Annotated in this window: 11 protein-coding genes; 5 read left to right on the forward strand and 6 right to left on the reverse strand. The window is 59.1% G+C overall.

The annotated features are described in order from the left end of the window. The first annotated feature begins 105 nt into the window (after positions 1-105). On the forward strand, positions 106-978 hold the full coding sequence (locus ETAA8_RS07540) for an NAD(P)-dependent methylenetetrahydromethanopterin dehydrogenase (RefSeq protein WP_145087115.1): 873 nt from the start codon (positions 106-108) through the stop codon (positions 976-978). 38 nt (positions 979-1,016) lie between these two features. Here ETAA8_RS07540 and ETAA8_RS07545 read toward each other — a convergent pair whose 3' ends face one another. Both ETAA8_RS07545 and ETAA8_RS07550 read right to left on the reverse strand, forming a co-directional pair. After that, entirely contained in the window at positions 1,017-2,558 is a 1,542-nt protein-coding gene (locus tag ETAA8_RS07545; RefSeq protein ID WP_145087118.1) for an MmgE/PrpD family protein, read from the reverse strand. A gap of 112 nt (positions 2,559-2,670) precedes the next feature. Beyond that, the gene (locus ETAA8_RS07550) at positions 2,671-3,009 is read right to left on the reverse strand and encodes a winged helix-turn-helix transcriptional regulator (RefSeq protein ID WP_145087121.1); all 339 of its coding nucleotides are present in this window, start codon (positions 3,007-3,009) and stop codon (positions 2,671-2,673) included. Between the two features lie 131 nt (positions 3,010-3,140). Between ETAA8_RS07550 and ETAA8_RS07555 the strand changes: the two genes are divergently transcribed. The 4 genes from ETAA8_RS07555 to ETAA8_RS07570 all read left to right on the forward strand — a co-directional run bounded on the left by ETAA8_RS07555 (position 3,141) and on the right by ETAA8_RS07570 (position 8,091). Then, on the forward strand, positions 3,141-3,491 hold the full coding sequence (locus tag ETAA8_RS07555) for a nuclear transport factor 2 family protein (RefSeq protein WP_145087124.1): 351 nt from the start codon (positions 3,141-3,143) through the stop codon (positions 3,489-3,491). Positions 3,492-3,614: 123 nt separating this feature from the next. Continuing rightward, entirely contained in the window at positions 3,615-4,994 is a 1,380-nt protein-coding gene (locus tag ETAA8_RS07560) for an efflux RND transporter periplasmic adaptor subunit (protein ID WP_145087126.1), read from the forward strand. Between the two features lie 255 nt (positions 4,995-5,249). Continuing rightward, complete coding sequence (locus ETAA8_RS07565) at positions 5,250-5,858, forward strand: RNA polymerase sigma factor (RefSeq protein ID WP_145087129.1); 609 nt, start codon at positions 5,250-5,252, stop codon at positions 5,856-5,858. Beyond that, the gene (locus tag ETAA8_RS07570; RefSeq protein ID WP_145087132.1) at positions 5,848-8,091 is read left to right on the forward strand and encodes a WD40 repeat domain-containing serine/threonine protein kinase; all 2,244 of its coding nucleotides are present in this window, start codon (positions 5,848-5,850) and stop codon (positions 8,089-8,091) included. The genes ETAA8_RS07565 and ETAA8_RS07570 overlap by 11 nt, the downstream gene beginning before the upstream one ends. 26 nt (positions 8,092-8,117) lie before the next feature. Here ETAA8_RS07570 and ETAA8_RS07575 read toward each other — a convergent pair whose 3' ends face one another. From ETAA8_RS07575 to ETAA8_RS07590, 4 genes are all read right to left on the reverse strand, one after another. Next, on the reverse strand, positions 8,118-9,071 hold the full coding sequence (locus ETAA8_RS07575; protein WP_145087135.1) for a glycoside hydrolase family 18 protein: 954 nt from the start codon (positions 9,069-9,071) through the stop codon (positions 8,118-8,120). Positions 9,072-9,113: 42 nt separating this feature from the next. Further along, positions 9,114-9,845 carry a ThuA domain-containing protein gene (locus ETAA8_RS07580; RefSeq protein WP_145087138.1) on the reverse strand — a complete coding sequence of 244 codons (732 nt, stop codon included), beginning with the start codon at positions 9,843-9,845 and terminating at the stop codon, positions 9,114-9,116. Positions 9,846-9,885: 40 nt separating this feature from the next. Continuing rightward, on the reverse strand, positions 9,886-10,224 hold the full coding sequence (locus tag ETAA8_RS07585; RefSeq protein WP_145087141.1) for a transporter: 339 nt from the start codon (positions 10,222-10,224) through the stop codon (positions 9,886-9,888). An 817-nt stretch (positions 10,225-11,041) separates the two neighbouring features. Then, positions 11,042-11,581: a hypothetical protein gene (locus ETAA8_RS07590; RefSeq protein WP_145087144.1), complete on the reverse strand. Its 540-nt coding sequence runs from the start codon at positions 11,579-11,581 to the stop codon at positions 11,042-11,044. Positions 11,582-11,735: the final 154 nt, after the last annotated feature.

An 11,735-nucleotide genomic window follows, 5' to 3' on the forward strand; every position in this document is an offset into this window, starting at 1 on the left:
GACTTGGCCAGCTTTCATTGAATTTTCGGGAGGGCGAGGCTCCTGCCGAGCCGTTAGCGCGACGACAACCGCCGGCTCGGCAGGAGCCTCGCCCTCCCATTTTTTATGTCCAAGCCCAAGATTCTCATTCAGTTCGATAGCGACGCGCACGCGAGCGTATTCGACGCGGTCGTAGCCGTCGATTCTGGCATCGATCACTTGCTGCAATATGGTTCGATCGAGCCGGCGCAAGTACGCGATTTGGTCCACGGAGCAATGTTCACGCGCGGGCCGCAAGACCTGCACCAAACGGCCATCTTCATTGGCGGCAGCAATGTGTCGCAAGGTGAAGAACTGCTGCGGCACGTGAAGAAGTGCTTTTTCGGACCGATGCGAGTCTCGGTGTTGCTGGATGCCAACGGCGCGAACACCACCGCTGCTGCCGCCGTGATCGCAGCCAGTCGGCATTTGAAATTGAGTGAAACAACGGCGACGGTCCTGGCCGCCACTGGGCCTGTGGGGCAACGCGTGGCGCGCCTGTTGGCGGGACTAGGAGCCACGGTTAAGCTCGGCTCTCGCTCGCTCGAACGAGCTGAAGAGGCTGTCAAGACTTTGCAGGAGCGCTTACCAACAGCCAAGTTAGCGGCACTGCAAACCGCCAATGCGACCGAAATAGCCGAGGCGCTGGAAGGTTCGCAGTTGGTCATTGCCGCCGGCGCGGCAGGAATCGAACTCCTTCCCGCGGAGGTTCGCGCCACCGCTGGTGCTTTGCAGGTCGCCATCGATCTGAACGCCGTTCCTCCGGTGGGCATCGCGGGTATCGAAGCGGGCGATAAAGCTAAGGAACGAGGCGGGCAGATTTGTTACGGCGCACTGGGCGTTGGCGGCACCAAAATGAAGATCCACCGCGCTGCGCTGCAAAAGCTGTTCACTGCCAACAATTTCGCTCTCGATGCCGAAGAAGTGCTGCAAATCGGGCAGGAGCTCGAAACGGCCTAGTCAGCCAATCAGCGGTTTTTCGCGCAGTATCGACCTGCTTACGGCACTGTTGCCAACTGGAAATCGTAGAGCATCCGAATCTGCTCGGGGGTCTTCTCGAGGAGATTACTCAAGCGCGAGTAGAGCCCCTTCCCATCGGCAACGGCATTCTCAGTGAGGCGTTCGAACTTGTTGGCTAGGAGCGCGGCCAGGTGCGTCCGCTCGCAACGAGCGTGCCCCTGTGGATACATCACCAATCCGCTGCCGAGTGAACCTTGCTGCGCGTGAACAAGTTCAATCGTGGTGGGAATGCCGTCGGGATAGCGCTGGTCGTATTCGCTGCCGCCATGCACGAACTCGATCCGCTGCATCAGTTCGCGGGTAATCGGATGAACGAGCGCCGCGTCGTCATAATCTGCGGGCAGGAGCATCAGGTCTTGCCAGAGGGTGATTTCATCGTGCGGCCGCGCGGGCGAGGCGACGTGAGTTGCTCGTTCAATCGCCTTGCGCAGCAGCGTCGCGACGATGTAGACCATCGAGTGGTCGGCGCTTTGCCGCGTGCGCGGATCGCGCTTGTGCGGATCGCCAATAATGCTGAAGGCCGGTTCGTAAATGGTGATTCGAATTCGCTCGAGTCGCTGCCACTCCGTACAAAGCTGCGGATGTTGCGCGAGGAGTGCGATCAGTCCCCCGATCGCCCCAGCCGATTGATGCTCGTACAAGCCGAGCTTGAAGTGCATGCCCATGATCGCGAAGTCACTACCGGCGGTTCCCAGTTCCAAGTCGAAGGGACTTTCGTCCTTCTTGGTCGGCTCGAACAGGCAGAAAACAGCTTGCGGGTTGCGAAGGATATCGGCTGGTCCGACGAAGCCGCGCATGGCACGTCGCATCGAGGTGACAGCCACTTCGGCCGTGATTGCGGCGGATGCGCCTTTGCTATCGGACAGTTGATGGCCGTGGCGAATCGCGCGGAAGGGAACATAGTGCGCCACGACCATGCCGATGGCCGATTCAATCTGCTCGGACGTCGCGCCGAGGACCGCACCATAAACGGCTGCCGAGGCGATGCCGCCGTGCAACACGTGGTCGATCTTGTGATCCTTGAGTCCATAGCATTCGGCCAACCGGCCGCGGATTTCGTCCAGGCAGAGCATGGCCCACAATGTTTGCCGACCGTCAAGTCCTGCCAATTGGGCGGCAGCAATCGCCACGGGATAGAAGTCGTTGTGGCCGAACTCGCCGCGCGTGTAACCGGTGCGCGGGTTGTAGCCGAAGTTCGTGCCGTTGGAGTCGAGTTCGCGCACGGCGGCACTGTTGGCGAGGACTGCCTTCTCAGGCTGGACGAGCGCTGTGGAGCCGATCAAGGGGACACCTTGGGGCGTTAGATAGCTGAGAGCTTCATCGCGCAGGATTCGCGGTGCCGGTGCGCCACAGGCCAAGGCAGCCACTCCGCAGGCGATGCTATCGGTGTGGAACTGCTCGACGCGAGTCAGCACTTCGTCGGTCGGTTCGCCCCACCGGCTGGCCAAAAAGTCGATGGCGTACTGACCGATGCCCCGCGCCTGATTGGTGCTGCGCGGCAGAAGAAGGAAAGAATCCATGCTTGATTCGATCTTGATAGCGGAAGGAGAGAAGTCGCGAAAACGTGGGCATTCTAACGGATTCGGCACCCGATCGGGGCGCGGGGAGTCTGAGCGATTGCAGGCCGATTTTTTAGCCGCGGCCGTACCAGCGCTCGGCGATGCGATCGAGTTCGACCATCAGCGGATCGAGTTCCAGCACGCGCTCGGCCAAAGTGTAGGTGACTTGTGGCGGCACGGTCGGCTCGTAGTGTCGATGGACCCAACCCTCGGCTTCCAACATGCGCAGTCGCTCGGTCAGGGTCTTGGTCGAGATCGCGCCGAGTCGGCGTTTCAGTTCGCCAAATCGCTTGGGGCCCTCCATGTGCAATCGGTGCAGCAGCAGCATCGTCCACGGGCTGGAGAGGATCTTGAGGAGTTTAGCCAGGGGCTCGTGCGTGTTATCGGCGGGTTGGCTCTTGCTCTTGGCCATTGCTTTACTCCGGTGAAGTGGCTTTGCATTAGGACCCTACTTTACTTTGTAAACCATGCTTCGTAAAGTTTGCAGCAAGGGAATCAGCAGGTTCCTTAACGTCACTTCATCCTCAATACAAAGGTATTTCCATGACCATTCAACTTCCCCCACTGGCCGCTGCTTATGTTCAGGCCACGAACCAGCAAGATGCGGCAGCGTTCCTTCGCCTATTCGACGACAACGCTGTGGTGAATGATGCCGGGAGAGAATTTCGGGGGCGCGAGGCGATCAAAGAATGGAGCGAAAGCGATATCTTCGCCGCGAATGTGACGCTGGAAGTCACTGCCGCTAAGGAGGAGCCACAAGAAACAGTAGTCACTACAAAAGTCGATGGCACGTTCGACAAAACCGGGCTCCCCGATCCGCTGTTTATCGACCAACACCTGCAATTTCGGGATGGAAAAATTGCCGCACTGGCCTGCCGATTAGTCACCGCGTAGCCCGCTGTTTAGCAGGAATTTGCGGATCCAAAGATTCCTTTCCAGGGTTCGCGTGTAAGGCTTCGCACGCGGGCCGGTAATTCAGGGTAAGTCCGCAAGATAACCGCAGTCAGGAGCCCAGCCATGTCCCCCCAAACTTTGCCAGCCGCCAGCCCGACTCGTTCGCAACTTATTCGGCTCAGCCGCGAAGAATCGGCCCCGCGGTGGTCGTGGACGCGTCTCACCTGGCCTGCTGCGGCGGTGGCTGCCGGGGGAGCAGTGCTTGGCTTCTTGCAGCCCTGGGACTCGGTTCATTCCGAGCCGGCTCATTCGGTTCACGAACGAACCAATGCGGCCCGTGCGGTGAATGTCGAGCTGCCCTCGCCAGCCGAGACGTCGAACATCACGCTGCCGGCTACCATTCGCCCGTGGCAAACCACGACGTTGCACTCGCGGGTTACTGGTTATCTGACCGCCTGGCACGTCGATCTGGGTGCGAAGGTGAAGGCCGGCGATGTGCTGGCCGAACTCGAAACGCCGGAACTCGATCAGGAAGTTGCCGAAGGAGTGGCCCAAGCTGCGGAGGCCACGGCTGCCGCCGTTCAAGCCCAGGCAGAGCGAGCCGAAGCCGAAGCGGAATTGAGCGTGGCGCTGGCTCAACTGGCCCGCGTGCAATCCGAAGTGGAACTGGCTCGCACCCAACTGGCCCGCCGCGAGAAGCTGGTCTATCGCCACGCGATCGCCCAGGAAGAATTCGATACGTTTGAGAAGCAGTTCGAAGCTCGCACGGCGGATGTGGCCGCGGCTGAAGCGGATGTCGCTCGCCGGCGCACCAGTTTGCAAACTCGCGCGGCCGTAATTGCTGCTCGTCAGGCAACGGCTCAAAGCCGGCAGGCCAATGTCGAGCGGCTGAAGGAACTGCAAGGCTTCAAACGAATCGTCGCGCCATTCTCGGGTGTCGTGACGCGCCGCTCGGCCGAGGTGGGCATGCTCGTGACTGCTGGAACCGAGCCACTTTATGTGGTTGAAGATATGAGCCGCGTGCGTGTGCAAGTCAGTGTGCCGCAATCGAATGCCACGCGAATTCGCGTCGGTGTGCCAGCCACGGTCAGCTTGCCGGAGTCGACAGGCAAAGCCACGCCAGCGTCGGTCACGCGCATTTCGTCATCCATCGATTCGACGAACCGCACCATGTTGGCCGAGATTGAACTCGAAAACAGCAGCGTGGGTTTGCAGCCCGGCAGCTATGTCCAAGTGACCCTCAGCGCACCACAGCAAAACACGGGCTGGACTATTCCAGCCAATACGTTGCAGATGCGAATCGACGGCCCTCATGTCGCCGTTGTCGGTAGCAACGGACAGCTCGAACTTCGCAGCGTGAAACTGGGGCGCGATCTTGGTGGTCGCGTCCAAGTGCTTGACGGCATCCAAGGAGACGAGCAGTTGGTGGTGAATCCCACCGACGACCTCGTCAGTGGCTCGCAGGTGGAAGTAAAGAGTAAGCCAGAAGTTGCCCAACGTTGATGCTGGTGTAGTGTGGGCTTTAGCCCACATTGCCGGCAAGACGTGTGGGATTGAAGCCCACACTAAAAGTGGTATCAACCCAAAAATCTACTTCCGACGAAAAGAAAGGCCTGGCCATGAACGTCTACCGCAAACCGGCTGGCCTTGCCAGTGGCCATCGTCGACTGACGTCAAACCGCGTATCATATGCAAAGGTAGGGTATTTCATCGCGGCAAATGAACGAGTGAAGGCCTGCGGTCCCTACAGGTGCGACTATGCCCGTGGACGATTCCCCAGTAACCCGAGCCAGCCTGCTAGTGCAACTTCGCGACGGCGACAATCAAGTCGCGTGGCAGGAGTTCGCCCGGTTGTATGGCCCCGTGATCTACGGCTTTGCCCGCAAACGCGGGTTGCAAGACGCCGACGCAGCCGACCTGATGCAGGACGTCATGCGGTCCGTTTCGTCGGCCATCGGCCGGCTCGACTACGACCGCAAACAGGGGACGTTTCGCGGCTGGCTGTTCACCATCACGCGCAACAAGATCTTCAACTTTCTGTCCGCGCGCCGCATTCGCCCGCAAGGTTCGGGCGATACCACGACGAACAAAATGTTGGACTCCACACCGGCCGAAACCGACGGGCAGGATGCGTGGGAACTCGAGTATCAGCGCCGCATCGCCGCGCTGGCAATGGACAAAATCAAGAGCGAATTTCAAGAGAGCAGCTGGCAGGCATTTTGGCTGACCGCCGTCGAAGGGAAGTCAGCTGGCGAAGTGTCCAAGCAGATTGGCTTGTCGACCGGAGCCATTTACGTCGCCAAGAGTCGCGTCCTCGCCCGACTGAAAGAAGAAGTCGAAACGCTGCGGAGGCAAGATGATGAATAACAATAAAACCACCACCGCCTGCCCACCCACCGAAGAGCTGCGGCAACTGCTCGGGACCGGCCTCTCTAGCGATCAGCAGCAGGGGATGACTTCGCACCTCGACAACTGCGAATGCTGCCAGGCCAAGCTCGAAGAGCTGGCGACCGAAGGGACCAACCTATCGAGCGTTGTGCAGCATGTTACCGATAGCGAACCGATGGTTACGTCGGCCTATTGGCCCGCGTTGCGCGCGGTCGATGCCGCGGTTAAACAGGCGGTGCTCGCCAAGGCTCCCCCCGCAGCGCCGCCGAAACCGCGCTCGCGCGAGGCCAAGCTCGATTTTTTAGAACCGGCCAGCGATCCCTCGTATCTCGGCCGGCTCGCGCACTTCGATGTGATGCGCGTCCTCGGTCGCGGGGGCATGGGCGTCGTGCTCGAAGCGTTCGATTCGAAATTGCAGCGCAACGTCGCCATCAAAGTCCTCGATCAGGAATATGCCGAAGATGAAATCGGCAAGCAGCGGTTTTGCCGCGAAGCGCGCGCTGCGGCGTCAGTCACGCACGAGAACGTGGTCGCTGTTCATCAGGTGGAACGTTCGGGCGAGCATGGCATCGCGTTTCTCGTCATGCAGTTGATTTCGGGCGAGACGCTCGAACAAAAACTGGCTCGTGAGAAGAAACTGCCACCGAAAGAGATCGTCCGCATCGGCATGGAAGCAGCGCGGGGCTTAGCGGCCGCGCATGCACTGGGACTCATTCACCGCGATATCAAGCCGGGCAATATTCTGCTCGAACCGCCGCACGATCGCGTCAAACTCACCGACTTCGGTCTCGCCCGCATTGCCGAAGATGTGAAGCTCACCCGCACCGGCTTCGTCAGCGGCACTCCGTTGTACATGGCTCCCGAGCAAGCGCTCGGCGGCGAACCTGACCCGCGCAGCGACTTGTTCAGCTTGGGCGCGATCATGTACGAAATGGCGACCGGCCAGACGCCATTCACCGGCAGTTCGGCCCTTGCTATTTTGAAACAAATCACCGAAGTAAAACACAAGCCGGCGCGGGAAGTGAATCCTGAAGTTCCGCAGTGGTTGTCCGAAACCATCGACGAACTGCTCGCGAAGAAGCCGAGCGACCGCTTTCAAACTGCCAGCGATCTGGCCGAAGTGCTGGAATATCACTGGGCTCACCTCAAGACATCGTCCGACGAATTACCTGGCGTTTGCCAGATTGAATTGCGTCAGCGGCAGTTTCGCACCCGGCTGACGATTGCGACGGTCGGCATCACGCTCCTGGTCCTAGGTTTGTTCTCCGGTTCGTTCATCCGCGGCCTGTTCAGCGGCGCATCCGTTCCGGCAGTGGTCGCCCCCGTTTCGACCGCGGAACCAATTGCCGTCCTCAGTGCCAATGCGGGCTCGGTCTGGTCGGTCTCGTTCGATCCGACGAGTAAGACCGTGGCGATGTCCACGGAAGACGGCAGTGTGCGGTTGTGGGACTTGCCGACCAAGAGTGTGAATGCCACGCTCGAAGCGCATAGCGGGCTCGTGTGGAACGCTCAGTTCGCGCACGACGGTCAATACCTGGCGACAGCCGGCGACGACAGCCTGCTGAAGATCTGGAAAATCGGGCAGTCCGAACCGCTGCAAACGTTTAAGAATGCCAACGCGATTCGCGGTCTCGCGATCTCGCGCGATGGCAAGTCCCTCTACGCTGGTGGCCGCGATGGGAGCTTGAACAAATACTCGCCGGATGCGGCCGAACCATTGGGCACGACCCAGCAACAAAAGGCGATCTTCGCGGTCGCGCTCACTCCCGATGGTCACACCCTCGCTACCGCGGGGAGCGATAAAGCCATTCGCCTGTGGGATGCCGACACGCTCAAGCAAAAGCTGCCGCTCGAAGGTCACTCCGGGCCCGTTTATGGCCTGTCGTTCAATAGCGACGGTCACAAGCTGGCCTCGGCAGGCTGGGATAAGACCGTGCGCATTTGGGATGTGGGCACTGGCCTGCTCATCAAGTCGTGGGACGGCAACAGCGGTGACCTGTGGGGAATCGCTTACACACCCGATGGCACCAAGCTGGCGACCGCCGGACAAGACGGCTCCGTGAAACTGTGGAACGCTGAAGATGGCAAATTGCTCGCCACTTATCTGGGTCACAAGACCACGGTTCATACGGTGGCCTTCAATGGCGATGGCACACTCCTCGCCTCCGGCGGTCGCGATGGCTCTGCCCGTGTGTGGCCGGTGAAAAAGTAGGCGGCATTGGTGGGCCGGTCGTTGGCCTACTGAAGACGCGCTTGCTGAACCGCGGCATCGATCGCGCGGAGCAGCGAGCGGTCGGTGGGCACATCCTGACCGAGTTCCCAGGCCATCACTCCGCCGAGACGCGACTCGAGTGCATACTCGGTCTTGCGGCGAATCATACTCAGGCCGTTGAAGTAGACGCCGTCGATTTCGTCGACGTCCGGTTTTGGATCATGCCGGGCGACAATCTCGCGATACGCCAGCGATCGATTGCGACGGAGAATATCTCGGCCATAAAAGGGCATGCCAAGCACAATCTTCTCAGCCGGCACGCCGGCCTCCTTCAGCGTTTTGACATCGGCGACTGCACCCTCGAACGTCGAATGCTTGTCGTCGTGATCGTAGGCCATCACTTGCACCCAGTGCGCAGCCGTAAAAGCCTCTGGTGGCATCTTTTGCCAGGCGGCAATTGTCACCGACAGCAGCAACCCGTGGGGCTGAAAGCCGGCGCGAAGTTCGGTGAGCAACCGGCCGTAACCCTCCTGCTCGGCTTCGTCGCGCGGATGCTCCCAGTCGAGATCGATGCCGTCGAGGCGTTCTTCCAAGCAGAGTCGCACGGCCTCCTTCACGAACACTTGCCGCTTCTCGGGCGACGTAGCGACGGTGGCAAAGTGCTTCGACCGTTCCCAGCCACCAATGCACAAGATCAACCGCACGCGCTCCTTGGTCTTCCACTGGCGCAGTTCGTCCCACGGCACTTTTGCTAAGCGCGAACGGTTAATACCACCGAACTCCGTCGGCTCTGCCGAGAAGACGATGAGGTCGGTCAGGTAGCGCGCCAACCGCGGCTCGAACTCGGCCAGCCGGTATTCCGGCAAATAGGCAGCCACGCGAAAACCCGCAGGTTGAACGCGCGGAACATCCTGGGCCTGCAACGCAGGCAACACCAGCAACAAGCAGGCGGTGAACGAGAGAACCAAGCCAGGTTTCATAACGATCCGTGTGACGCGTTTGGCAAAAGAAAAAGGGATCGGTCATTTCTGCATTTGTGCGGGGTCGCGCTCGGCGGTCCAGAAGATGGCGTTGCTTAGCAGACGGCGAAAATTCTCATCCTGAAAATCTTCCGGCACGCCCAGCGAGGTATAGATCGTGCGGCCACCTTGGTAAGTATGAGCCCAGGTCACCGGCAGCGGCGTTTTTTTGTCCGACTCGACCACTTGCAGCACTTCGGCATCGTCGGCCAGCTTGTCGTTGCCGTAGTAACCTTTCGAAGTGATCGCCCCGACCCCTTTCAGCACCGGGTGCTCCGACTTGGCCGGCAGGGCAATTGCTTTGAACGGTGTGGTATAGCTGCCGGAGCCGCGATAGTTGCCCCCCAGTACCTGGCGGTCGAAGATCGCATTGTCGTCGGGTTGAAAGGCATGGCTGGCGGTTCGCATCGCGACGATCGGCTTTCCTTGCTCCCAGTGGTTGCGAATGATCGCCATTTGTTCTGCAGGCAAATTCATGCGGCGGAGAAACACCACCATCACATCGGCGGTCTTCAACTGCTCGAGATTGGGGAGCGATTTGCCGTCGTTGCCAAACGATGTTGTACACCGCACGCGAAACTTCTCTTCGAGATACTTCTGATATCCGGTCAACGATTCCACCGGTTTGTATTCACCCGCGCCGAGCAGGTGAATCTTTAAAACCGCGGGCTCTGCACCACGGGCAGGCAAAGTGAGATAGCCAAGGACGAGCAGACAGAGCAGGGAGGGTTTCATCGTCGACTCTGCACGATTGGGTTCAGGGGGCAAAAACTGTCTACGCAAATCGCATAAGCAATACGAGCGACGCCACGGCCAGCACGATGCCAGCCATTTCGGAATAATTGAGCGATTCCTTGAAGACCACCACGCCGATCGTCGTCAGCATGAGGACCATCGAGACCGAATAGAGCACGCTGATCGTCCCCAGCTTGAGGTGCCGCATGACGAACACCCAGCCGAACGCGGTCGAGGCATAAAAGGCAAACCCCAGATAAAACCAGCCACTCCGCAGCGGATACTCCCGCCCGCTGGCCAGCTTCAAAAAGTAATCTCCCACCACCCCCAGCAAGCTGAAGGCAACGGTAACCAGCACCGCCACGGCAGTCTTATCCATAATCGATCCGCATTCTTTGCTCGACTTGCAGCGAAAGGCCGGCGGGCATTTTAGCAAGTCGTTCGGCTGGCCGCGGCTTTCGCCTGCCAGCGGTCGTCGGCTAACTCCGCTCGCGGTGCCGCGCGATTTGGGTCAGGACGATATTCCGGGCCAACGCTGTGCGGCTGAAGGCTGGGGTGTGAGCTACCCGGAAATCGCCCCGACCCGGGTGAGGCCGACGGCGGCCGAAACTCTTTTGCGGAATACCTGCCAGCTCGTGACCAGAGGTGTCAAAGGGGTGCGTCTAATTGGTTGGCAATCGCTCTTTTTCAGCCTGGTCGATTTTTAAACTGCAAGCTGCCTGCTGCCAGAATTGGCTGAAGGTCGGCCTGTGGCGCGGGACCTTCGTTTCTTGGCGTCACCGACGGGCTCGCGTGAATTGGTTTGACGCGGGGCGTAAGTGAAGAAGGAATTGGAAATTGAGGAAAATGGAAATGCGGACTGCATTTCAGCAAGGGAGCATGGTTTTCCCTTGAGGCAGATGAGCCACGAATGAAGATGGAGATGCTGAGTAGTTAGCGATGTCTTGTCAGAGAGTTATTCAGTCACTTTTATCTGGAAATTGAATCCGGCAATTTCAGGGGAAGTTTCCTGGTTGAAAACAACGAAGCAGCTTGCAGTGTTTCGACTTACGCAGTTTTGCCGGAGTTCGTTTTATTTGCGAATAACGGAAATTTTTTAGCCGTGGCCAGAAGCCGTAAGACGATCGCTGGTGAAGCCTACGGAGAACTGCACTCCACGCTCAAGGGAGCCGGTTGCTCCCTTGCACGAGGTGTACTCAATTCGCCCGTTGAGGAAACTCAACTGTTTCGAGGTACTTCTTGATCATTGGAGGCAGTTCTTTCAATTCATCGGTAGTGCCAAACTTCAAATGCCACCACTGGCCTTCACGCTCCAAGTAAAGTTCGTAGGTCGACCACGCTGGATCATCGAACGTGTCGTGCCGGACAATTTCGGTCCGATCGAAGGCCGGCTGCCCTTGAAAATGCGTTTTGGCAAATCGATCAAGCGTTGGCTCGTCGCAGCCTTCAATCAAGAGGAGTGATTTCAATCGCCGGCCGGGTATGCCACGCGGTCCAATCGAGAGGAAGGGAGTATCCGGGCCGAAATCGGGCGCCAGGTCCCAATTCTTGGGAGCAACGATCGACAGCCCCGATGGATGTCTGACGCGGTTGGCTTCCACCGGCAGGTCGGACGGAATCCGCTGGCCGCCTGGGCCTTTTGGATTTCGGGTGAGTTGCACCGCCGGATAGAGAATCGCGAATAGACCTATGGGGATTGCGATCACGATCAGCCATTCCAACCAGCGCGGTAACATGGTGCGACCTCCAAAAGTGAAACCCCCTTCGTGTCAACATTAGGGTCCAACGGCATGAAGACATCTCAGCATCTATCGTCCTTAAGGCTTGCAAGCCGCTCGACCATATAGCCGGCACCGACCCTCAAATCGCTCGCGAGGAAATTCAACTTCA

The organism is Anatilimnocola aggregata, assembly GCF_007747655.1.
GTDB lineage: Bacteria > Planctomycetota > Planctomycetia > Pirellulales > Pirellulaceae > Anatilimnocola > Anatilimnocola aggregata.

What these genes read in the sequence shown, in the direction of transcription:
- ETAA8_RS07560 (WP_145087126.1), top strand. Translation starts at nt 3,615, where the DNA reads ATGTCCCCCCAAACTTTGCCAGCCGCCAGCCCGACTCGTTCGCAACTT.
- ETAA8_RS07550 (WP_145087121.1), bottom strand. Translation starts at nt 3,009, where the DNA reads ATGGCCAAGAGCAAGAGCCAACCCGCCGATAACACGCACGAGCCCCTG.
- ETAA8_RS07580 (WP_145087138.1), bottom strand. Translation starts at nt 9,845, where the DNA reads ATGAAACCCTCCCTGCTCTGTCTGCTCGTCCTTGGCTATCTCACTTTG.
- ETAA8_RS07555 (WP_145087124.1), top strand. Translation starts at nt 3,141, where the DNA reads ATGACCATTCAACTTCCCCCACTGGCCGCTGCTTATGTTCAGGCCACG.
- ETAA8_RS07585 (WP_145087141.1), bottom strand. Translation starts at nt 10,224, where the DNA reads ATGGATAAGACTGCCGTGGCGGTGCTGGTTACCGTTGCCTTCAGCTTG.
- ETAA8_RS07565 (WP_145087129.1), top strand. Translation starts at nt 5,250, where the DNA reads ATGCCCGTGGACGATTCCCCAGTAACCCGAGCCAGCCTGCTAGTGCAA.
- ETAA8_RS07545 (WP_145087118.1), bottom strand. Translation starts at nt 2,558, where the DNA reads ATGGATTCTTTCCTTCTTCTGCCGCGCAGCACCAATCAGGCGCGGGGC.
- ETAA8_RS07570 (WP_145087132.1), top strand. Translation starts at nt 5,848, where the DNA reads ATGATGAATAACAATAAAACCACCACCGCCTGCCCACCCACCGAAGAG.
- ETAA8_RS07590 (WP_145087144.1), bottom strand. Translation starts at nt 11,581, where the DNA reads ATGTTACCGCGCTGGTTGGAATGGCTGATCGTGATCGCAATCCCCATA.
- ETAA8_RS07540 (WP_145087115.1), top strand. Translation starts at nt 106, where the DNA reads ATGTCCAAGCCCAAGATTCTCATTCAGTTCGATAGCGACGCGCACGCG.
- ETAA8_RS07575 (WP_145087135.1), bottom strand. Translation starts at nt 9,071, where the DNA reads ATGAAACCTGGCTTGGTTCTCTCGTTCACCGCCTGCTTGTTGCTGGTG.